Source organism: Mucilaginibacter sp. L3T2-6, assembly GCF_030519355.1.
GTDB lineage: Bacteria > Bacteroidota > Bacteroidia > Sphingobacteriales > Sphingobacteriaceae > Mucilaginibacter.
On record NZ_JAUMKC010000002.1, the window covers coordinates 347,525 to 370,542 of the forward strand.

Consider the following 23,018-nt stretch of genomic DNA (forward strand, 5'->3'; position numbering starts at 1 on the left):
GAAACTGCGGCGCCTTTAAACTTTTGTGTCGTCAATCAACCAGTTATGAGGAAACCCTAATAATTCCCTCGCCCGACAATTTCAACCGCCTCATCAAACCTTGGGAGCTTTGCATTTTGTTTGAATTGCTCCATGTGTACTAATGCGTAACGCATGCGGGATTCCTTGCCGGCAAAGGTGATATCGCCATTCCAAATGCCATTATGATACTCAAAGAATGGAGGTATTGGTTTTTTAAGATCGCCCTCCTCCGGCTTTTTGCCAAACAGTAGAAAGGTGACGAAATAAAATAAATGGAGCAGCTGCCGCATCAGGAAGAAACGTGCACTCCGGTAGTCTGTTACTTCACCGTTAAAATAATTTTCCAGGTATTGTCGCTCATCCTGCTCTGTCTTTACTAAGAAATTCGCTGGCACGGCGAGGTCCAGGTAGCGATCATTCAGGAAGGCAGCCTCCCAGTCGACCAGCCAAAGCCGTTTACCGTCAAATAACATATTTTCCGGTTTAAGGTCGTTATGGCAGGCAACCATATCGTTGCCATGGCGCGGGTAAACATTTTTTATACGGTTATATATACGGAATAGCTCATCAGTTATGTTTAACGGCATAGTCTTAGCGGCCTGGAACTTTTGAATCAAGGCTTCCATTGAGTCGAGATAATTGATACGGAAAGGGAATGGCGGCAAGCCGTGCAGCCGTTTCAGCAATTCCGGCATTACTTTTTTTGCCTCGTCAATCGGGAAGGGCCTGGCATCTATAAAATCTGTCACCGCAATTCTTTCCTCTGCGTTAGCATACCAAACTTTCGGCGCTATGCGGGCTTCGGCTGCCGCCTGCATACAGGCATATTCTAATGAAGGGGCGCTTATGGCGTCGGTACGGGTAATAATGCGCAGCAGGTAGGGCTTTCCGCGTACAACAATCTTCAGCACTACTGCTGATGAAAGTCCGGCGGTAAGCTGGCGCATGTTATCGATTTTGCTTGTGCCAAAGGTTGTTTGAAGTGCATTCAGGACAGCTTCTTTCTTGTTTTCCGGGATCATAAATCAGGCTTTTAAATGAGGTTGACGGTCAAATTTATAGCCGGACCTTGACTTTTTTTCGCATTTTAAACTATATTTTTTCAAGCATACTGTACGTTATGTTTTTGCGTTTACCTTTCAGATAACCTTTAAAATCAGGGCTGAAATCGGGTGAATTGAGTGCAGTATCCGATAGGAATTTTGTATCTTTGCATATACTCCGGGACACAGCCACCCTTCCCGTATCCAACTTAAAAATATCAATATATATTGATCCTTAGCACAACCGTTAATAGCTGATTTGCTAATTAATCTAAAGTTTGTTCTTTGATGGTCTTTGTTTTTCCGGGGCATAAAAACCCTCAAATTTGCCTTGGAAACCTGTTGTTATCCCGTTTGGACAGAGTTAAGGTGGTTTTCAGACCGAACGAGCATAATGGTTCTGGCCCGTTCAGCAGACATATTTGTAGATGGGCAAAACGGATTTAGCCCGTTTTTGATGGTCTTTTTGTTATGGGCAAAACGTGTTATGCCCATTTTCCTGAGGTTTTTGTAGATACGCTAAGAGCATTATGCCCATCTACATTTAGACAACTTTGCCCGAACGGGCCGGAAAATCTATTTACATATGCTTACATTTATACCCGATGAAACGCCAATCCCGCAGATCTCCTTTCCTCTTCTTTTTACTATTGCTAACGGCGTGTTTTTTTTCGGCGTGCCAGAAGGAATTGATACCAGGACAGCATGGGACCGTGCCGATTGATACAACAGGCACAGGAACGGGGCCGGGGCCAACCGTTCCGGATACACTGCCATCTTTTTACAGCCCGGCTGCGGTAGCCATTGATGCATCCGGAAATATCTTTGTGGCGGATTATGGCAATAACCTCATCCGGCGGATCAGCCCATTGGGCATGGTAGGCACACTGGCCGGAAACGGGCAACAGGGTAGGGTAGACAATACCGGTATGTCGGCCTCGTTCAACCAGCCGGCCGGTATAGCAGTGGACGCCGAAGGGAATGTTTACGTGGGCGACGCGGGCAATAATCGGATTCGCAAAATCTCGTCAGCAGGTGTTGTAACCACGCTGGCCGGCAGCGACAGCACGGGCTACGCTGATGGTGCAGGCATTACGGCTGCATTTTTTCACCCTGAGGGACTTACCCTTGACCATGCGGGGAATGTGTATGTAGCCGACGCAGGTAATAATGTAATAAGAAAGATTGCGCCAGATGGTACCGTCAGTACTTTTGCCGGCAATAGTTCTGCCATAGGCGAGGCGGCTATTTTCAGCGACCCAACGGGCGTTACGGCGGATGGCGCCGGAAATTTATATGTAGCTAACGCACTTAAGAATAATATATTAAAGGTAACGCCGGCGGGGACAGCCGCTACATTTGCCGGCGCCGGTGATTTTGGTTCGGCAAACGGACCCGGCACCGTGGCGACCTTCTATTTCCCCAACAGCGTTGCGGCAGATGCTTCGGGCAATGTGTATGTTTCAGATGGTGTAAATAACCTTATCCGAAAAATAAGCCCCGATGGTACGGTAAACACCTTAGCCGGGAGTGGTAAAGCAGGCGCGGCTGATGGAGAGGGTACCGCAGCATCGTTCGACGGGCCGGCAGGTTTGGCGGTTGATGCGACCGGTAACGTGTATGTGGCAGACTCGAACAATAACCTTATCCGAAAAATTACACCTGCCGGCGTCGTAATTACAGTTGCCGGGAGCGGTTATTCAGGGTCAAGAAACGGGCAGGCAACAACAAGGAATAATCCGAAGGCGATAGGCAGGGCAAGGGCGCCAAAGTTTAAGATATTCTAATCCGCTGATTTGCTGCTTATTTTAAGTTTAAATTTGAAAAAATAAGCCGGTAAATCAGCAATTCTTTAACTGATCAATATTTCATTATATAATTTGCCACTTGCTTTTGCTCGTCAACGGTAAGCAGATCGCCGCGGTAGGCCCAATGGGAGAGGCCATCGAAAACTACTTCGCCGAGGTAGTCGGGGTTAAGATAATCCGGCAGGTCGTTATTCGGCGCGGTAGTTTCTAAAGGCTCCGTAAATAAGGCCGATTCATCACCGAAAGCATCTTTAAAAATTTTGTAAGTACCTGTTGGATGCAGGCCTTTTTTATCTTTTTCTAAAACGGGTTCGATAATAATATCGCGTTTGCCCCCGTCACCGGTAGTCAGGCTAAGTTGTAATGGGTTGATCATTTGTAATTACACTATGAACATAAATACAGGCAGGCAGGATGTTTGTTTTGCGGTGTGATTTAAAAGCCTGTAAATTATCTATCCTGAAAAACGGACAGGTGCATATGCCCGTTTAAAACATGCTTAGCACTCTTCGGAATAGTTAAAAAAAACGACTATAACCCATGTTTCCAGTTAAATAGCTAATTAAGAGGTTAGTAGCTAAATTTATTGTAGGGGGATAATAAATTAATTAGAACAATAAATTAAACCAGGGTATAATGGCATGGTATTTAGACGGGTAGGTGAATAAACATAATACAAATACCATGGAAACTACAGAAAAATCAATCGACGTACTAAATGATTTGATAGAGATCAACAACGACCGCGTTGCAGGCTTCGAAAAAGCAGCGAAGGACCTCGGCGAGGGCGATTTTGACTTGAAAGGAATATTTGCGCAGTATGCGCAGGAAAGCCGCATTTATTCGACAGAGTTGTCTTCAGCTGTTGTCGCGCTGGGTGGCGAAGCTGAACGCGGAACGGGTATGGGCGGCGATATACACCGCGCCTGGATTGACGTAAAGGCTACATTTACCGGCCATGACCGCAAGAGCGTTTTAGCTGAATGTGAGCGCGGCGAAGATGCGATTAAAAAAGCATACCAGTCGGCACTTGATCCTGAAAATGAGCTGTCATTTGATGTAACCGACATGATCCGCCGGCAGCAGCAAGGCATACAGGCCGCTCACGATCGAATCAAGGCATTAAGGGACAGTGCTGCGTAACGATTATTAGAATAGGGTAGGCAGAATTAACAGATTTAAGCATTGTTACCAGGTTTCAAATCCTGTGCGATCTTAAAATCTGTTAATTCCAATTTAGAATATACTTTTCAACCCATCAATAATACTCTGAAAAAATGTTGACAGGTTTAAATTGTTATGATAATTGAAGTAAAGGAATATACAGAATATAATTATGGCAATAATGATAAATCTGCGGAACATATAGGCCAACAACACCAAACCGCACGGAATAGCGAGTAACAGTATCCAGCTGATGTGTATCGGGCTTAATTTGTCGTCGTGCTTATAGATGTAATATAATATACCACTTGATCCCTTATCATTTTGATGGCGGGCATACAGGAATGTAGATCTGTCGATTTTGTGCCGGTAGAATGCTGTGCCCTTATCAAAAGTGAGCTGCTCTTCAAAGCCATTCATCGTAAAAGTAAACACACCATTTACGTTTTCCTGGATAATACCGGCGGTATCGGTAGCAACAACGGCTACTTCGCTCCGGGCAAACGGATTTTCTTTTATTACAAAATGTTCAATTGCGATGGTATCGGCAAATGAAATAGTTGCTGATACGGTAAGCACACAAAGAAGCAGTAGTAGTTTCTTCATTTTTGAGCAGAATAGATGCAATAAAAATACAGTTTTAAGCTATCAGTTCAGCAAATAAATGCTCAAATTAAGCGCGGTGGCAAAGCTTACCCAAAGCAGATAAGGAACCAGCAGCCATGCGGCGGTAGTACTGAACTTGTTGAACCAACGGATGTTGAGAATTATGCTGACCCAAAGCAGCAGCACTACAATAAGCGCCGGCAAAATAGCATGTGCCCCAAAAAATATCAGCGACCAGGAAAAGTTCAGCGCCAGCTGCACCACATAGATAATAACCGTGATGACATACACGCGGGATTTATCGCGCCGTTCCCAAACAAGGTAAGCAGCAATGGCGATCATGACATAAAGTGAAGTCCATACAGGTGCAAATAACCAGTTTGGCGGGTTGAACGATGGCTTATTAAGCATGCTGTACCAACCGGCAATCTGAGGGCGGGTAAATAAGGATGCTGTAAAGCCAATCGTCAGTGTGATCAGTATGCTGATGAAAAATGGCAAAAATTTGAATTTTTTGGCAGGCGCGGTGATATTCATATCTTCATCAACAGCAATGGTGAGCATTGTGTTTGATTGCGATCCGGTTAAATCTTATCATTTTGAATTTTGTTTGAAAATTATTTGCTTGATTAATAGTCAATTACGAAAATTGACAACTATAATTATATAATGTCTATAGGAATTATAGATTTTATATGTATGTTTGCATCAACAAAATCGTTCTTTTATTTCGCTTATCCAGAAAGACCGAGGGAAAAGGCCCTGTGACGTCTTGGCAACCTGTAGTGAAAGTATATACATTCAAAAGCCGAAACTAAGAAGGTGAAATCTCTTAGGTAGGGCTGTTGAATGAAACTTAACACACAACACAAGGTGCTAATTCCTGCTCCGTTTAACGCGGAGAAAGATAGGTATTCAACCGTTTCCCCGGTCTCCCTGGTAAGTGATTAAATAGTTTTTTTCTATAATGTCGCGTGACCGAGAGGATAGGCTGGGGCCTGCAAAACCCTACACGGCAGTTCGAATCTGCCCGCGACGTCTGGTTGGGTCTTTAGTCCGGAGGCTAAAGTCTAAGTTATAAATCACTACAACTCCTCAAACACATCATCCATCCACCTTTCGGCGATATTTTCGAGGGCGGTTTTTAATTCTTCAGCCCATTGGGCCGATATGTATTCCAGGTCTTTTTTTTCGTAACGTTTTTCAACCATACGAAAGCTATCTTTTTTATACAACGCTACATCGATGGGGAAGTCGACGTTATTTGAGCTTACCCTGGTTGAATCGAAAGATAAGAAGCCTGTTTTAAGACCTAACCGCAAGCTCGAATTTTCATCGATAATGCGGTTCAGAATAGGTTTACCGTGACCTGCATTCCCGATAATAATGTAAGGCGCACCGTGGCCAAGTTCAACCCAGTTGCCTTCGGGGTACAATAAAAACAGCTTATGTTCCTCGTCGCCGGCAAGTTGTCCGCCTATAATCGTGTTCAGGTCGAATTTAAAACCCGCCCTTTCCAGCGTGGCGCGGTCTTCCTCTGCTACACGCTTAACCTGTGCGCCGAAGGCGTTTACCGCCTGGTAGAGTTTATTATAATGCTCCTTTTCAAGCTGTTCATTAAAATAAATAATCGCCTTGTCTCTTATGGAGCGCAGACCACTGGTCATGATAAAGAGCGAGCCGCCGTCTTTTTGTGCCACCGTGATCTTCTTTTTTACGGTGGTATCGATACCTGACGTTATACGTGTATCAGCAAGCGCAACCAGCCCTTCTTTAACTTTTATCCCTAAACAATAAGTCATCCTTTATTTAAAATGATAAGCAATAGAGCCGAACACCTCCTTCATGTACAAATTCCAGTCGCTAAGCGGATCTGCACTGGGTATGAGGTCTGCAAACGAAAAATTTCCCCGGCCCTGGATAAAATCACAAGGATAGGGGACAACATCTAATCCCTGTTTTTTAAAAATGGCCATCGAACGGCGCATATGCCAGGCCGATGTAACCAGCAGGTACGGCGGTTGCAGATGTTTTTCGGCTAACAGCTTTTTAGAAAACGCTGCATTTTCAAAAGTGTTTCGGCTATTGTTTTCGATAATAATCAGGCTGTCAGGTATATTAAAATCCCGCAATTGTGATTTAACCCAGGTTCCCTCCCTGAAATCGCCGGCGAATAACAGCCCGTTGCCTCCAGACATTAGTATATGCGAAGCTTTGCCCGTGTTGAGAAGTTTCACAGCTTGAATGAATCTTTCGGAGCGCTCGTTAAAAAGGCCGTCGCCGTTGGCATCAACACCGTCAAAACCGCCTAAAAGTATTACACAGCTATATTGCTTATTCGGTAATGTTGCTGGCGGTATATCCCAAAACCTTGCAAATTGGTTAATTAAAAAAGGGCTTGAAAAAATAATCAGCAATACAAAAGTGGTGATAAAAAAACGGCGTTTCCGTTTTGGATTCCGGGTTACCAGGGCTGTAATAAAAAAGCCTAATATCCAGGTAAATGGCAATATGAATATCAGCAGTACCTTTGAGAGTACAAAAAACATCTGGTCTTAAATTTTAGCTAAAATAATCTTTTTACGGTTATTAAGCGGACAGGTTACCTTAAAACAAAAAAGCAAGCGGGGGACACCCTGCTTGCTTCTTATCTATAAAAACAAACTTAATAATTTTAAAATCCTGTATCCCTCAACCTGATGTAATCGTCAAGGGTGGTGATATTTGCGAGATTTTTGCCTTTCACCCGTTGGATGTAGGCAACACTAACACCGTGGTCGCGCAGTTCCTGGGCTTTTTCGAGCGATAAGTCTTTGAAGCCAAGCGCCTGCACGCCCTTGATAAAATCAGGACTAACGCCATGGTCCTTCAACTCCCGCGCTTTTTCAAGTGACAGCTTATAGCCTAATTCATGCATGCGGCTAAGGAAGTCGGCGCTAACGCCGTGGTCTCTTAGTTCCTGTGCGCGGTCAAGGGTTATATCTCTGTAGCCAAGGCTTTGGAGCGAGGCCAGGTATTTGCTGCTAACGCCATGGTCGCGCAAATCCTGTGCTTTATCCAAAGTCATATCCGGGTAGCCCATTTTCTTAAGCTTGGTAACGTAGGCAGGGGTTACACCATGGTCGCGCAGTTCAAGAGCCTGGTCGAGACTGATTTTTTTATAGCCCATTTGCTGGAAGCTTCTGATAAAATCTGGTTTCACGCCATGCTCGCGAAGCTCAACCAATTTTTCGAGCGACTGATGGCCATAACCTTCGGTTTTAATCAGTTCGAAATAATCAGCCAATAATTTTTGGTTCATATTCTGCTCCGCTAAATCCTTAAACTGCCCGTTAGAAATGCTGGAATAACCATTGTTTTTCAGGAAATCGAAGTAGCTTTTATTGATGTCAGTAAAAAATACATTCATCATAAACTCATTGTCGAGGCCGGTATAGCCTTTTTGCGCAAGGTATGCCTTGAACTGGGCGTTTTCTTCAAAAGTATAGCTGCCATGGCCAAAACGGCCTTCGAATACGCCTTTAAAAGTTACCTTGCCCGATTCACGGGTAAGGCTGAACTCACCGATATTACCGGTAGGCAGTTTGCCAAATTCAGCAATCGGAAAGTTACGGCCATTGCTCCAGTGCTTTCCGTAAAATTGGATGTTAATCTGATTGTTTTCTATTGATGCGTCCCAGGTACCCGGTCCGCGGTTATTCCCCCACGACCAGTCATCATCGTCATCTTTTTCAGCCCTGGCATCGGCTTTGACATTAGCTTTAACGTCTGCTTTGACCTTGACTTTCTGTTGAGCGAATGAATTGCCGGTAAATGCTGCCGCCAGCGCCAAAACCGGCAATGCTATAATTGATATTTTTATCATGATAAATTGATTTTATTTCTGGTTGTCAAAAGAAGTTTTTAACTGCATGTATTTACGCAGGTTATCGGACTTGAAGCCTTTTTGCTGCATGGAAGCCACGTATTCAGGTGTTACACCTGTAGATTTTAATCCGGCAAGTTCGTTTAAAGGGATATCAGCGAAACCTAATTTTTTAAAACCGCCTACGTAATCAGGCGTAATTTCTAATGATTTGAGACTTACCGCCGTATGAGCCGGTATGTCTTTGTAGCCAATATCCATAAACCCTTTGATAAAGCCTGGTGTGATGTTCATCGATTTAAAGGCAACAATTTGATTAGCCGGAATATCTTTATAACCGATATCATCAAAACCTTTAACATAAGCTCCGTCTATATCCATCGATTTCATGGCAATAAGGTTATGCACCGGAATGTTTTTATAACCAATCTGTGCAAGTCCTTTGATATAATCAGGCGTGATGCCCATCGATTTCATGGCGATAATGTTGTGGCAAGGAATATTGCTGTAACCCACAGATTTAAAGCTATTGATGTAAGCTTCATCAATACCCAGAGACGACATGGCAATTACGTTATTCGAAGAAATGTCGATGTATCCAACGCGCTGAAGCATTGCAATGTATTCTTTCTTTACATCAGTGATAAAAAAAGAAAATGCATGATAGTCTTTTACGTTTTTGATGCCGTGGCCTTTTACATATTCCATAAACGATGCATCAGGTGTAAATTTATAATGGCCGAAGCCCATATCTCCGTCAAATTTGCCGTTGAAGGCCATCGTGTCGGCTTCTCTTTTTAAGGTAAAGTTGCCCTTTTCGCCTTGTTTAGGCAGATTTGGGAAGTCGCTCAGTTTAAAGGTTTCATTGCTGTTCCAATTGTGTTCCCCGTCGTCACCGCTACGAAACTCGATACGGATCTTATCGCCTTTTATAGTAGCGAACCAACTGCCTTCGTTACGATCGGCTTTAATGCCGATGTCGGCATCAATGTCCGGATCTACGTTTATGTCAGGACTAACATCGAAATTGAAATCGGGATTAGTGTTGATAACCGGGTTTACATTGGGGTTAACGTTTATCTTCGGATCAACATTCGCACTGACGTTAAAATTTGAATTCACCTTAACCTGCGGATCAACGGGTACCACAGGATTGGTCGCTACAACCACCTGGGCGATAGCGGCAGGATTGTAAATGAAGCATACAATGCCGCTCAATAGCGCAAACAGGTATGCAGACTTAAATATTTTAAAAAGGTTCATAAAATTGGTTTGAATGTTAATTATTGCCTGATTTAATTAGTGACCTCAATTTGAGATTAAATACTTCCCTTGAAACAAAAGGTTACAGACTATTTGAGTTTTTTAATTAGCCTCTGCTCTCTCTATGTAAACGGCCTCTTCGGTCTTACATATGCATTCACCAAGTCTTATTTAAATCCTGGATATACTTAATATACTTATGGGGCGCACTGACATGCAAGGGCCTTGCATGAAGTCAGTCCGGTTACGCTGATGTATTCAGAGCAGAATTGTACAGCGTTTTACATACGATCAGGTTCTCGAAACTGGCGTTCTCAACCTGTTAATATTACCAGATATAAAAACCAAAACTGTTACAAAGAGAAGGCTGTCATGGCAAGTCGATAAGGTCATATCGATCGCTACAATCACCCGGTGCAGAAGATTAAAAAGACTGGTAAGAAGTTAATAAGTTGCTAAGAAGATCTGCTGGTATTCATCAAAAACAGGTTTTATAAGGCTATCGCTTCCTTTCAATATTCGGTAAAAACGCCGTTAGTACACCTATCAGCGGCAAAAATGCACATACTTCAAAAACAAAGGTAATGCTGGTATGATCGGCTAATTTGCCTAATAACGCCGAGCCAAGGCCGCCCATACCGAATGCCAGTCCGAAGAATAAGCCCGATACCATGCCTACTTTACCGGGCATCAGTTCATGTGCATAAACTACAATTGCAGAGAATGCCGATGCAATGATAACGCCGATAATAATTGCTAAAACTATTGTCCAGCCAAGCGGCACGTAAGGTAGCAAGAGCGTAAACGGGGCCGCGCCTAATATGGAGAACCAGATGACCGTTTTACGGCCGAACTTATCGCCCATAAAGCCGCCTATCAACGTGCCTGCCGCCACAGCTGCCAAAAACGCGAACAGGTAAAGCTGCGACTGCTGGATGGAAACATTGAATTTATGAATTAGGAAAAAGGTTAGGTAGTTGGTCATGCTGGCCAGGTAGAAAAACTTGGAAAATATAAGCATCATCAGCACCGCGAGAGAGAGCCGTAGCTTTCCGCCTGTTACCGGGGCTACAACCTGTCTGGCGGAAGTATTTTTAGTATGGCTTACAAGGTAATTGCGATACCAGGCACCTACAAAAGAGAGGATTATTATGCCAATTGCAGCGGCAATGGTGAACCAGATAATATTCTGCTGCCCGTAAGGCGCAACAATAATAGCTACCAGCAGCGGCCCGATCGCGCTGCCGGCATTGCCGCCCAATTGGAATATAGATTGAGCCACACCTTTTTTACCGCCGGCAGCAACATGCGCCAGCCGCGACGATTCCGGGTGAAAAATAGATGAACCAATCCCCATCATGGCCACTGCTCCGAGCAGTTCTAAAAAACCGGGCGCCTTTGCGAGCATGATGACGCCTGTCATGGTAACTGCCATGCCAATAGCCAATGAAAACGGCCTCGCCTTACGGTCGGTAATAAAACCTACTATAGGCTGCAGCAGGGATGCCGTTACCTGGAAAGTGAATGTGATCAGACCGATCTGCGAAAAGCTCAACTGATAATGCTGTTTAAGCAGAGGGTAAACCGAAGTGATAATAGACTGTATCATGTCATTTAAAAAATGACCGATACTGATTGCGAATAGTACACCGAAAAGTGTTTTTTGAACGAGTTGTTTCGGGTCCTGGGTTGCGGTTGCTTGCATTTTATAATTTGTGATTGAGGGAAATTCCCGGCTATACTGGCCCTGCAAAAATGCGATTTATAACAAATACAAGCCATGTAATTAATAAATATTACGGTAATATTAAATTTGCTGCGCCCCGGAACCAGGCCCTGTAAAAAATGTTATAGCTTTTATAGCGGAATGATTACTTTCGGAGTCAATTATAAACCGTAAAATAATTAATAAACAGGGAGCTTCAGTTCCCCTTGTAAGCAGGGTTGCATGAGGATTTTTCTATCGATAAAAGTATTTTTTGTTCTTACCATCGTTACAGTGCCGCTATTTGCCCAGCAAAACCCTGTTCCCATCAAGAGGATACCGGTAAAACGCCACGGCGTTGTAAAGGATACTGTACGTATAGATACCCTGGCAAGGCAACCTAAGGTGCCGCTTTCGGAGCAGGAAGATATTGGGGACGTGCTTTCAAAGCTTTTTCACGCCAGGCAGACGCCTGCCGTCGACAGCATTACTTCCAAACCAGAAATTTCGATAGCTCCGGCCATAGGTTATACATTGCTTTCGCGGTTTGCGCTCGTACTATCAGGCAATGCTATCTTTAAAACGGCGCCTCAATCACGAATTTCTACGGTTATTGCCAGTGCCTCTTATACGCAAAACAAACAGTTTATCCTGCCTATCCAAACCAATATATGGAGCAAGGATAATACCTACAATTTTATAGGCGAATACCAATACTATAAATATCCGCAAAACAGTTACGGCCTTGGCAGTAACTCAAATATCAACAATGAAGACCCGATGGATTATTCGTACCTGAAGTTTTACCAAACAGTGCTCAGGCGGGTCACCGGTAATCTTTACATGGGCCTTGGCTATATTTTCGATTCCCATTGGAATATATCCGATAAAGGGAATATTAATGGCACTCCCGACGATTATACCACCTATGGCAAACGCTCGCATACAGTAGCCTCGGGGCTTACATTAAATGCAGTGATAGATTTAAGGGATAATGCGATCAATCCTGGCAAAGGCGGATATGCGGCCCTGCAATATCGCGATAATTATCAATTTTTAGGAAGCACCACCCCGTGGCGTTCGCTGATAATAGACCTTCGTAAATATTTCAGGTTTCCTGCAAACTCCGATAATGTTTTGGCACTATGGAGTTATAACTGGCTGGTGTTAAGCGGACGGCCGGAATACCTGGATTTACCGAGCACACAATGGGACGGCAATTCAGCAACGGGACGCGGGTATATACAAGGCCGTTTTCGCGGAGCTCAGATGGTATATGCAGAAGCTGAATACAGGTTTAAGATAACCCATAACGGCTTGCTTGGTGGTGTGGTATTCCTGAATGGCGAATCATTTTCTGCGGCCCCCGGTACCGGCCTGCAGCGCATACAGCCCGGTTATGGCCCCGGTTTGCGTTTAAAACTTAATAAAACTTCAAACACCAATATTACCATCGATTATGGTTTTGGCAGACAAGGCTCAAACGGTCTGTTTATTGATATCGGGGAGGCGTTCTAAAGTTGATTGATTGAGTTGACTACGCAGAAATTATCGGTTTTTTAAATTGAGCGCATAATCCTGAGGTCTAGCCTCTGACCAATAACTATCCTGTTAAATTTTGTTAAATAACTGTTAATCAATGTTAAGGCTATTTTTTTCATGAAATCGTAAGGCTAGGTTTGTTGCACCAAATCAACCTGCTTCATGATAAAGAGCTATTTAAAAATCGCCTGGCGCAATCTTATCCGCCATAAAATTTTTTCGCTTATAAATATTGGCGGACTATCAACCGGTATCGCTGCCTGTCTGCTCATCTCGCTATATGTGCATTACCAGTTAAGCTTCGATGCTGCTAATAGCAAAAAAGACAGGATACTGCGTATTACCAACCTGATGCATACGCCAGAAAAAGATAACATTAATATGGCGTTGTCGCCGGAGTTGCTTGCGACAACTTTAAGACAAAACTACCCGGAAGTTCAAACAGCAGTACGGTTTGCGCCTACTAAAGGAGTGATAAAGCTAAACGGACAGGTTTTTAAACAAGATGATGTTTATACCGCAGATGCCAACGTATTTGATGTTTTTGATTATAAGTTTGCAGAGGGTAGTGCGGCGGATGCGCTGACGGATTTACATGGACTTACGCTTACAAAAAGCACGGCGATAAAATACTTTGGCAACGGCAGCGCGCTTAATAAAACCATGGTATGCAACGGTAAACCTTACCGGGTAGCAGCAGTGCTGGAGGATCTTCCGGAAAACTGCGACCTTGAGTTTACTATACTGCTGCCCGTAGAGTTTTATAAAACAACCAGCTGGCTCGAAGATGATTTTTCGGTATACACTTATGTGCTTTTTAAACAGAAGCCTGATATAGCGGCCTTTAAGCGTAAACTGGCGGGATTTTCGAGTAAGACCATTCAGCTTGAACTGAATAAAATCGGCGCAACTAAGTATTCTATGGAGTTTAATGCAGAACCATTAAGCGATGTGCATTTCAGCTCTGGCAAACTCGGCGATACTCCGAAAGGGGATAAGCAATTGGTTTATATTTTTTCAATTTTGGCAGTGGTTATCCTGGTTGTAGCGCTGTTAAATTATATCAACCTGTCTACCGCACGCGCGGCAGAGCGGGCTAAGGAGGTGGGAGTGCGTAAGGTTAATGGCGCATTACGGGGAAGTCTTATCAGCCAATCTTTGTTCGAATCTTTTTGTGTTACGCTTATCGCTTTGGTAATAGCCATTGGCCTTAGCCTGGCGTTATTGCCGCTTTTAAATAATTTATTGCAGATAAAACTATCTTTTTTTGCCTCGGGGCGTACCATCATATTTATTTGCGGGCTGGTTTTGACATCGTCGCTGCTTACAGGCTTGTACCCAGCCTTCGTGCTTTCAGCTTTCAAGCCCGTTACTGCATTAAAGGCCAATTTTAATTATATGGCTAAGGGCTTAACCCTGCGTAAGATTATTACAGTGACACAGTTTGTGGTAGCAACAGTAATGATTGCCGGCGCCTTTATCATGAACGAACAAATAAATTTTGTGCAGCACCGTTCTATCGGCTATGACAAAGATCAATTGCTCACTGTTTCTTTGCCGGATGATTCGGTAGCGCTGTTGCATGTACCAGCATTTAATAATGCCCTGAACCAAATGAGCCAGGTAAAAGGAACTTCGGTACAAAACGGATTGGCAGTTGATAACGGAGGGCAGGCAAAATCAACCACGCTCACTATAGCTGACGGTCGTAAGCGGGAGCTGATGTCGAATTATTTCTCAATCGACGAAAAGTTTATTCCCCTGCTTAAAATGCGGCTACTGGCAGGGCGTAATTTTTCGGAGCAGATGATCACCGATAAGCAGGAAGGGTTTATAGTGAATGAAGCTTTTGTGAAACAACTGGGCTGGAAACATGCGATCGGCCAGCCAATGGAAGGCATGAACCATAAAGGACGCGTGGTAGGTGTAGTGAAAAATTTCCACTACGAATCAATGCATAACCCTGTGGCCCCGTTAGTGATGATTTACACCGGCAGAGGATTCAGGCCGGGGGCGGTACTGGTGAAAGTCAGCCCTAAAGATTTAACTCTTATCAAAACCGCCTGGCAAAGCTATTTCCCTGATTATCCTTTCAATTACGAATTTATGGATGCGGCGTTCAATGCCGTATATCAAAAGGATGTGACCACTATACGCTTGTTCAATTATTTTACCGTGTTATCAATTGCTTTGGCATGCCTGGGTCTGTATGGATTGGCGCATCTGATTGCGATACAGCGCACAAAAGAGATAGGAATACGCAAAGTGCTGGGTGCCGCTTTGAGCCAGCTGATGGTGCTATTGGCAAAAGATTTTATAAAGCTCGTAGCCATCGCTGCCATGATTGCTATTCCTGTCACACTTATCATTATGAACAAGTGGCTCACCAGCTATGCCTATCATATCAGCGTTAACTGGTGGCTGCTTGCATCGCCGGTGTTTGCTATCCTGCTGATAGCCCTGTTGGTAATAAGCTATCAAACTATAAAAGTCGCGGCGACCAATCCTGTAAAAAGTTTAAAAAGTGAATAACAGAGATCAGAGATCAACGATCAGGGTTCAGAAAAGACGGGCAGCACCAGTTAGGCTGTAACCACAAAATAATAACACTCAAACCATATCCTTTTCCAAAAACTCACGAAGTTTTCAAAACTTCGCGGGTTTTTTTGTTATTGTTCTATATTTGCACTATTGCTTCTGTAGTTCAATGGATAGAATTATGGTTTCCGGTACCATCGATATGAGTTCGAATCTCGTCAGAAGCACGCAAAACGGGCAGCGATAAAAATTTCGCTCGCCCGTTTTATTTGATAAGAGGAAAAGTATTTTCCATCCGTCTCCTCAAAATAGCAAAGACACACAGATGTCATTTTTAAAGGCAGGCTTTTACAATTCATAACTACAGTATACTTTTATGTGTTTGAACACTAAATTTATCCTGAATGAAAACTCTTAAACTATTTGAGCCTTTCCAGGTTGGGTCTATCTCGGTAAAAAACCGCATCGTTATGTCGCCGATGACCCGCTGCCGGGCTATAGGCAATGTACCAAATGACCTGATGGCAAAATATTATGCGCAGCGTGCAGACGCAGGCCTTATTATAACGGAAGGGACATCACCATCACCCAATGGCCTCGGGTACGCACGCATTCCAGGCATTTTTAGCCAGGAACAGGTAGAAGGCTGGAAAAAAATAACGTCTGCCGTGCATGCAAAAGGCGGAAAGATTGTTATACAATTGATGCATACCGGTCGTATCAGTCACCCTGCAAATATGCCGGAAGGCGCCAAAATCCTCGCCCCGTCAGCAGTTAAGCCCGCAGGCCAAATGTGGACAGACTCGCTGCAAATGCAGGATTTTCCTGTACCTGACGCTATGACTGCCGAAGAATTGTTGCTTACTAAAGCCGAATTTGTAAGCGCGGCAAAAAACGCTGTTCTTGCAAATTTTGACGGCGTAGAGCTGCATGCCGCGAACGGCTACCTGCTTGAGCAATTTTTATCGCCCATAAGCAATATACGTACCGATGAATATGGCGGCAGTATCGAGAACCGTGCTCGCTTCGTGATTGAGGTAGCAGCCGAAGTGGCCGCAGCTATTGGAAAAGATAAAACAGGGATCCGTCTGTCACCTTATGGAGTGGCGAGTGATATGCCGCATTATCCGGAGATTGACGCCACATATAAATATCTTGCGGGTGAGTTGAATAAACTGGGGATAGCTTATGTACATGTGGTTGATCATTCTGCAATAGGCGCCCCTGCGGTTCCGCTGGAAATCAAACAAGCCATACGGGATATTTTTAAACAGACGGTTATTATGGCCGGTGGCCACACGCTGGAGTCAGCCGAAGCCCAGCTGCAAAGCGGATTAGCCGACCTGGAAGCTTTTGGCCGTCCGTTCATTTCTAATCCTGATTTGGTTCAGCGTTTTGCAAAGGGACAGGAATTATCCGGCATCCTCGATATGAACACTTTTTATACGGCTGACGAAAAAGGCTATACTGACTATCCGGTGTGCCAATAGCCGGAACCCAGGTTTAGGAAGGGCAATAAAAAAAGAGGCCGTCTCATAATCGCATATAAGACGGCCTTTTTTTTAATGAAGATATCAGATCATGATGCCTTCGCTAATTCTTCTTTATAAACCGGCTCAACTTTCAATGCTATTTGAACGGCGTCATTTGCTTTATTATCATACTTTTCTTTCAACTTTTTAAATATTTCAAAACTGAATGCGTCGTTCATTGGCAAATGGTGTTTTTCAACGGTTTTGGGGTGCACAGTCAATACATCGGCCGGCACCTTTAGATTCTCATGGTTAATGTGCGTAAGACCGGTTATAGGATCAGTGTCATAAATCACAAAGGTATCGATAAACCGACCTGTGGCGTCCTTGTAAATTACTGTGTCATGTTCATTAAATGTTTTCATTTGCGCGTTTTGTGTTAATAATAAACACGGCAGGATATACTAATGTTTTACACAGAAGTTAAAAAACTTATTTAATTCTAAATAGATAAGTAAGATTACTATCATTTGACAAACCAGTCTATAAGTAACAATGGTCTCTAACGCCAGCAGCCATGTGCCTGTAAGAGGCCATGGCTGCTTAGAATCATTGTTTGCGCGATATAAGTCACGCACTCCTTTTTATCACTTCAAATTGTTAATCCGGATATCAGAAATTGGCTCTTAGTGTTACCCCATACATTTTCGGGTTGCCTAAATGCGATGCGCCAAAGTCATAAGCGTAATCAATATATTTTTTGTTCGCAAGATTTTGCCCCCAAACATATACATCAAACCTCCTGGTAGCTACGCCCAGACGTGCGTTAAACAAACTATAGGCTTTTTGCTCAATATGGTTTGCCAGATCGAAATATTCATTGCCAATATATTTCCATTCGCCACGGGCAATTAAATGGGTATTTTGCGCAAGCTGGTAAGCATATTGCAATGCCAGCATCGATGTTACGTCCGGTGTATAAACCTGGTGATTGCCTTTAAGGTTCACTACACTGCCATTGCCTGGCACGGCAAGGTCGGTGTAACGTGCGTGGGTATATCCGAAATTGTAATCAACATCTAAACCTTTAAGTAATGTTGCTGCCAGCTCAGCCTCAATACCTTTGCTGTGCATTTTGCCCGCATTTTTGGTTACGGTGATTGCATCGGGCAAAATTAGTGTTGGCACCTGTGCGTTGTTAACAAGTGTATAGAATGCGGCAATATTTAAACGAACGCGTTTGTCGAAGAAGGTATTTTTCGAGCCAATTTCGAAATTATCACTGTACTCAGGCTTGTAAGCGTAAAGCGGTGGCTGTGACGGGTCAGCACCCAATTGACTGATACCTCCGGCGCGGAAGCCCCTGCTGTACGATGCAAACAGGTTGTTATTCTGCGATGCATGGAAATCTACGGTAAGTTTCGGCGTGAATGCTTTAAAGTTCGCTTTCGAAGATGTATCGGTCTGGGTTACCATTATGTCCCCGCCGTCGGGCTGGAATTCGCCTTTAATTTCTTCTTTTTTATGCTCCAGGTCATAACGCAGTCCTGCGGTAACATCCCATTGCGGGTTAATGGTGTAAGTTGCCTGTCCAAATGCAGCAAAACCGTAATTGTGTTCAATGTTGGTATTAATGGTAGTAAAGTCAGGAAATGGCGCACCCACTGCGGCGGCATCATCGCCAAAATGTGTTCCGGTTTTCGTCGGTGCGCTGCGGTAAAAGCCGTACAATCCTCCTGTCCATTTAATTGGCGATTGCGACGAAGCCGGCGAACTGAACCTGAATTCCTGGGTGGCTACTTTTACATTGTTCCAATCGCTGCCGTAATTATTTATTAATGATACGCCATCGATGGGAGAGAAGTCGCCATCTATCGGGGTGGTATAATACCGGTAGTTTTTCTGGTACGATGTGGCAGAGGTAAAGTTAAAATTGCTGCCCGCATAGTTCGCTGCTAATGAAGCATTGAAAATGTTGTCGATGATTTTGGTCGTAGCGTTCTGGTTTACTTTGAACGGATTGTTGATTGCTTCATCCGGGCTGCCCGCCAACGTAAACGGTCCGTTGTTTCTGTTCTCGTAATTCTTTACATTCAGGGTAAATGTCAGCTTTTGGGTGGCTAAAAACTTAAGGTAATAACTGCCTAAAAAGAAATGCTGTTTATCAAATTTGGTGTTGTTGTATTCGTTTGTATAAAAGCCGTTAAAACCCGAATAAACGCCTGCAACACCTAAAAACAATTTGTCTTTTATCAGCGGCGTCCGGAGGCCAAGGCTGTAACGCTGCTCGTTATAGCTTCCAAATTCAAGCTCGGCAAAACCGCTGGTTTGATTAGAAGGCTGTTTAGTTATAACATTGATAACACCCCCAAGCGCGTTGCGGCCGTATAAAGTTCCCTGCGGGCCGCGCAGTACTTCAATGCGCTCCACATCAAACAACTGCGGAATATAAGTATCAAGGCTGAACTGGTTTACGCCATCGATGTATGTAGCTACAGCCGGATCGTACGATGTTGTTGCAATACCCCTCAACCCGGTAACATTACGATTATCGCCCGGACCGGCGGAATATAAATTCGGTACAATACCCGTGATGTCTTTCAGGTTTTGTAAATGATAAGCATTTACATCCTTTGCCGAAAATGTAGAAATGCTTACGGGCACGTCCTGCAGTTCTTCTTCACGTTTTTGCGCGGTTACTACTACTTCATCCAGCTGATTGCTGGCATCGTTCAGTTTTAAATTGAATACCAACGCTTTGCTGTTAACGGTTACTGGCTGACTACGCTCTGCGTAGCCCACGCCGGTAACATGAATAATATAATTTCCTTGAGGGACACCGTTAAGGCTGAATTCACCTTTACCATTGGTAATTGTGCTGTAGTTGGTATTCAGGAGATTAACAGTAGCGCCGTTTACCGGCTGGTCGTTGCCGTTGGTAATGGTGCCAGAGATTGAAGATAGATTTTGCGAAAAAGCTGAACAGAAAGTGCCCAGCAGGATTAAAAGAGCGTAGAATTTTTTCATTGAAGTTAATATAAGTGCACAAATGCGCCGCCAAAGTTAACAATGCTATTTGTTGATAAAATAAAAAAGCAGGATAATTATCACTAACTATCCTGCCAAAAGGTTTTAAGTGCTTATTGTTTCAGCGACAATATCCAGCTGATAATCTGTTTAGCTTCTGCTGTTTTCAGCGCAGGGTGGGCCGGCATCGAAACATCGCCCCAAACGCCATTACCGCCTTCTTTTACTTTATTTATCAGGTGGTCCATAGATGCTTTGTTGTTCGGGTATTTCTTAGCCACGTCTGTAAACGCCGGGCCAATGGATTTCTCTGCGATTTTGTGGCAGGTTTTGCAATCCAGGCTTAGCATTAAGGCTTTACCAGGTGCATTAGCATTCAGGTTAGACGCAACTGAAGCAGCGGCGGTTCCCGGCAAAATGCTTAACGGTTTGCTTTTTGTTGTCGCTTCATGGTCGTCGGTTACATCTACCGTAACATTGTAGTTTCCTTTTTTAGCGTAGGTATAAACAAGTCTCGGTACTATAGTCTTTTTTGTAACGCCATTGCCTAAATCCCAGGTATACGTCATTTTATCTCCTTCAGGGTCTTTTGCGGCAACCCTAAGGATAACTGTTAGCGGCACTGCACCGGCAGTTTTGTTTGCGGTAACTTTCGCAATATCAGGAGCACGGTTTCCGCGATTATAGTCTATCCTTGCCAATCCGGCGTCAGGGTTTTTCTGGAACCAGCCGCTGCCATATTCAAGTACATAAAATCTGCCATCCGGGCCAAGCTCCATATCAATAGGCGAATTAAACTTAAGATTAGGAACAAATGGCTCCATCTTGTCAAATTGCCCGTTTGGCTGCAGGGTTATTGCTTTTATCCAGCCGCGGATCCAGTCATAGAAAATTACCTTTTTATTGTAATAATCAGGAAAACGGGTGGCTTTAGGGTACATATCGGTATAATAGGTTGGTCCCGCCATAGTGGTACGACCGCCTGAGCCTACCTCAGGGAAGTCTGCCGACGGGCCGTATGGATACCAGATAAATGCAGGCTGCGCCGGAGGCAGTTCCCTTAAACCGGTATTATTCCTGGAGTCGTTGATAGGTTTTGCCGGGTCGAATGCAGGGCCGGAAACACCTGTTTCATAGTTGTAAGAGTGATAAGGGATATTCGGACCGATAAATAAGGGCCAGCCAAAGAAACCGGCTTTTTGCGCCTGGTTAAGCTCATCATATCCGCGAGGCCCGCGTGTTTCCAGGCTATCTTTCTGAGCATCCGGACCAACTTCGCCCCAGTACAGCCAGCTATTCTTTTGATCAACAGCTATACGGTAAGGGTTCCTGTCACCCATAACAAAAATTTCGGGGCGGGTGTTTGGTGTACCTGGTTTAAATAAGTTACCTTCCGGGATGTCATAAGTACCATCCTGCTTCATCTTAATTCTCAGTATTTTACCGCGCAGGTCATTGGTATTTCCTGCCGAACGCCTTGAGTCGTATTGCTGGTGATCCGGACGGTCATCAAGCGGTGCAAATGAGTGCGTATTGTATTTAGGCCGCCCGCTTTCGTCGAACGGAGTTGAGTTATCTCCAGTCGATAGGAAAAGCATACGGTCAGGTCCAAAAGCTATTGAACCGCCGGTATGGCAGCAAATTTCGCGCTGCGAGTAAAGCTGCAATACGATTTTTTCGCTCTTGTTGTCGATCGTATCATGATCATAAACAAAGCGTGAGAGACGATTCACACTGGTATCTGCGGGGCTGTAGTATATGTAAACGTAATGATTGTTTTTGAAATCAGGGTCAGCCTGTATGCCAAGCACACCTTCTTCGGCATTAACACCTTTTACATGAGCTTTAAAATAGGCGTTTAAAAATCCTACCTGCTTCATCGTTTTGGTTTGTTCGCTGTAGCGCATTATTTCGCCGCGGCGTTGAGCAACCAATATATCCAGGTTTGGCAATACGGTCAGCTCGGTCGGCTCATAAAATGTACCTGTTACCAATTGTGTCTTTACAAACCGGTTATCTTCCGGCACACGCTCGGTTGTTGCTTTCGCATAATTTAAAGCGGGATGTGCCATCGCCCATTGTATACCGCCGAGTATATGCTTTAAATAAAGCGGGTCGCTCCAGGTATCGTCCATGTGGCCAAGCTCGGTGTACCATGCTCTGCCGCCATCGTATATGTGGTACCATGCCATCGGATGATTAGCGCCGTTAAGCCCTCCCTGGTAGGTGCTTTCGTCGATGGTCATCAATACATGCACGTCCTTATTCAATTCTTTGTAGTTATACCACTCGTCTTTCCTTTTCCACTCATCAGGAAGATGCTTTGTAGATATATGAGTTTTATCAACCACGTGTAAGGTAGCCATCTGCTGAACGGCAGGGTGACTCAAAAAATATCCCCCCACAAGACGGCCGTACCAATGCCAGTCGTATTCCGCATCGGCTGCGGCATGGATACCCACATAACCGCCACCGGCTTGTATATACCGCTCAAAATCGTTACGCTCGCGTGCGGTAAACAGAGGGCCGGTAGTGCTTAAAAACACAACAGCACTGTATTTTTTCAGGTTGCTTTCGTTGAATTTTGTATCGTCAGAAGTAGTATCGACAATGAAGTTGTGTAGTTTGCCAAGCTTTAAAATAGCGTCTACGCCCAAAGGAATAGAGGCATGATGAAAGCCAGCTGTTTTGGTAAATACCAATATTCTGTGCTTTGCAGGTGGGGCAAAGCCAAAAAACAACAGTGAGATAAGAACAATTACGGGTAAGGTAAATTTCAGGCGCATTGATTTATTTTTTAATGATGAAATTACGGGTGTTAATAATTGGGTTAACGGGGGTGTAATTTAGATAAAAACCATCAAAAAAAGGCAGAAAACTATGGATTTGAAACTTAATTGTTACTAATACACTTGTTTTTTGTGTCCTTACGACACAATGAATTGGATGTGTAATAATAAACAG

At 44.0% G+C, this 23,018-nt stretch carries 17 protein-coding genes, 1 tRNA gene and 1 riboswitch; of the genes, 6 read left to right on the forward strand and 12 right to left on the reverse strand.

The genetic code is table 11. The features are described from left to right. Positions 1-56 precede the first annotated feature (56 nt). Positions 57-1,043: a phosphotransferase gene (locus tag Q3W13_RS03925; protein ID WP_302861508.1), complete on the reverse strand. Its 987-nt coding sequence runs from the start codon at positions 1,041-1,043 to the stop codon at positions 57-59. 626 nt (positions 1,044-1,669) lie between these two features. Here Q3W13_RS03925 and Q3W13_RS03930 point away from each other — a divergent pair. Further along, complete coding sequence (locus tag Q3W13_RS03930) at positions 1,670-2,851, forward strand: NHL repeat-containing protein (RefSeq protein WP_302861510.1); 1,182 nt, start codon at positions 1,670-1,672, stop codon at positions 2,849-2,851. 73 nt (positions 2,852-2,924) lie between these two features. Here Q3W13_RS03930 and Q3W13_RS03935 read toward each other — a convergent pair whose 3' ends face one another. Beyond that, positions 2,925-3,248 (reverse strand): hypothetical protein, encoded by a 324-nt coding sequence (locus Q3W13_RS03935; RefSeq protein WP_302861512.1) that lies wholly within the window; start codon positions 3,246-3,248, stop codon positions 2,925-2,927. Between the two features lie 308 nt (positions 3,249-3,556). Here Q3W13_RS03935 and Q3W13_RS03940 point away from each other — a divergent pair, with 308 nt between their 5' ends. Beyond that, positions 3,557-4,015 carry a PA2169 family four-helix-bundle protein gene (locus Q3W13_RS03940; protein WP_302861513.1) on the forward strand — a complete coding sequence of 153 codons (459 nt, stop codon included), beginning with the start codon at positions 3,557-3,559 and terminating at the stop codon, positions 4,013-4,015. Positions 4,016-4,108: 93 nt separating this feature from the next. On the opposite strand, the gene Q3W13_RS03945 is transcribed toward Q3W13_RS03940, so the two are convergent. The 7 genes from Q3W13_RS03945 to Q3W13_RS03975 all read right to left on the reverse strand — a co-directional run bounded on the left by Q3W13_RS03945 (position 4,109) and on the right by Q3W13_RS03975 (position 11,475). Further along, positions 4,109-4,642, reverse strand: a complete 534-nt coding sequence (locus Q3W13_RS03945; protein ID WP_302861515.1) for a hypothetical protein — start codon at positions 4,640-4,642, stop codon at positions 4,109-4,111. Positions 4,643-4,684: 42 nt separating this feature from the next. Continuing rightward, on the reverse strand, positions 4,685-5,206 hold the full coding sequence (locus Q3W13_RS03950; protein WP_302861516.1) for a TspO/MBR family protein: 522 nt from the start codon (positions 5,204-5,206) through the stop codon (positions 4,685-4,687). Positions 5,207-5,373: 167 nt separating this feature from the next. Continuing rightward, positions 5,374-5,556: riboswitch (SAM riboswitch) on the forward strand. Positions 5,557-5,727: 171 nt separating this feature from the next. Next, positions 5,728-6,444, reverse strand: coding sequence for a peptidase (locus Q3W13_RS03955; RefSeq protein WP_302861518.1), 717 nt, complete (start codon positions 6,442-6,444; stop codon positions 5,728-5,730). A 3-nt stretch (positions 6,445-6,447) separates the two neighbouring features. Beyond that, positions 6,448-7,191, reverse strand: a complete 744-nt coding sequence (locus tag Q3W13_RS03960; RefSeq protein ID WP_302861520.1) for a YdcF family protein — start codon at positions 7,189-7,191, stop codon at positions 6,448-6,450. 125 nt (positions 7,192-7,316) lie between these two features. Then, a complete protein-coding gene (locus Q3W13_RS03965) occupies positions 7,317-8,507 on the reverse strand; it encodes a hypothetical protein (protein WP_302861522.1) in 1,191 nt (396 codons plus the stop codon). Positions 8,508-8,519: 12 nt separating this feature from the next. Further along, the gene (locus Q3W13_RS03970; protein ID WP_302861524.1) at positions 8,520-9,770 is read right to left on the reverse strand and encodes a hypothetical protein; all 1,251 of its coding nucleotides are present in this window, start codon (positions 9,768-9,770) and stop codon (positions 8,520-8,522) included. Between the two features lie 499 nt (positions 9,771-10,269). Then, the gene (locus tag Q3W13_RS03975) at positions 10,270-11,475 is read right to left on the reverse strand and encodes an MFS transporter (protein ID WP_302861525.1); all 1,206 of its coding nucleotides are present in this window, start codon (positions 11,473-11,475) and stop codon (positions 10,270-10,272) included. Between the two features lie 243 nt (positions 11,476-11,718). Here Q3W13_RS03975 and Q3W13_RS03980 point away from each other — a divergent pair, with 243 nt between their 5' ends. The 4 genes from Q3W13_RS03980 (at position 11,719) to Q3W13_RS03995 (ending at position 17,045) form a co-directional block, all read left to right on the forward strand. Further along, on the forward strand, positions 11,719-12,993 hold the full coding sequence (locus tag Q3W13_RS03980) for a BamA/TamA family outer membrane protein (RefSeq protein ID WP_302861526.1): 1,275 nt from the start codon (positions 11,719-11,721) through the stop codon (positions 12,991-12,993). A 186-nt stretch (positions 12,994-13,179) separates the two neighbouring features. Further along, positions 13,180-15,549, forward strand: a complete 2,370-nt coding sequence (locus Q3W13_RS03985; RefSeq protein WP_302861527.1) for an ABC transporter permease — start codon at positions 13,180-13,182, stop codon at positions 15,547-15,549. A 161-nt stretch (positions 15,550-15,710) separates the two neighbouring features. Then, positions 15,711-15,782: transfer RNA gene (locus tag Q3W13_RS03990), tRNA-Arg, on the forward strand. Between the two features lie 177 nt (positions 15,783-15,959). Beyond that, entirely contained in the window at positions 15,960-17,045 is a 1,086-nt protein-coding gene (locus Q3W13_RS03995) for an alkene reductase (RefSeq protein WP_302861529.1), read from the forward strand. A gap of 89 nt (positions 17,046-17,134) precedes the next feature. Here Q3W13_RS03995 and Q3W13_RS04000 read toward each other — a convergent pair whose 3' ends face one another. The 3 genes from Q3W13_RS04000 to Q3W13_RS04010 all read right to left on the reverse strand — a co-directional run bounded on the left by Q3W13_RS04000 (position 17,135) and on the right by Q3W13_RS04010 (position 22,840). Further along, positions 17,135-17,452, reverse strand: a complete 318-nt coding sequence (locus Q3W13_RS04000; protein WP_302861531.1) for a hypothetical protein — start codon at positions 17,450-17,452, stop codon at positions 17,135-17,137. Positions 17,453-17,699: 247 nt separating this feature from the next. Further along, positions 17,700-20,054 (reverse strand): TonB-dependent receptor, encoded by a 2,355-nt coding sequence (locus tag Q3W13_RS04005; RefSeq protein ID WP_302861533.1) that lies wholly within the window; start codon positions 20,052-20,054, stop codon positions 17,700-17,702. A 113-nt stretch (positions 20,055-20,167) separates the two neighbouring features. Next, positions 20,168-22,840, reverse strand: coding sequence for a ThuA domain-containing protein (locus tag Q3W13_RS04010; protein WP_302861535.1), 2,673 nt, complete (start codon positions 22,838-22,840; stop codon positions 20,168-20,170). Positions 22,841-23,018 lie beyond the last annotated feature (178 nt).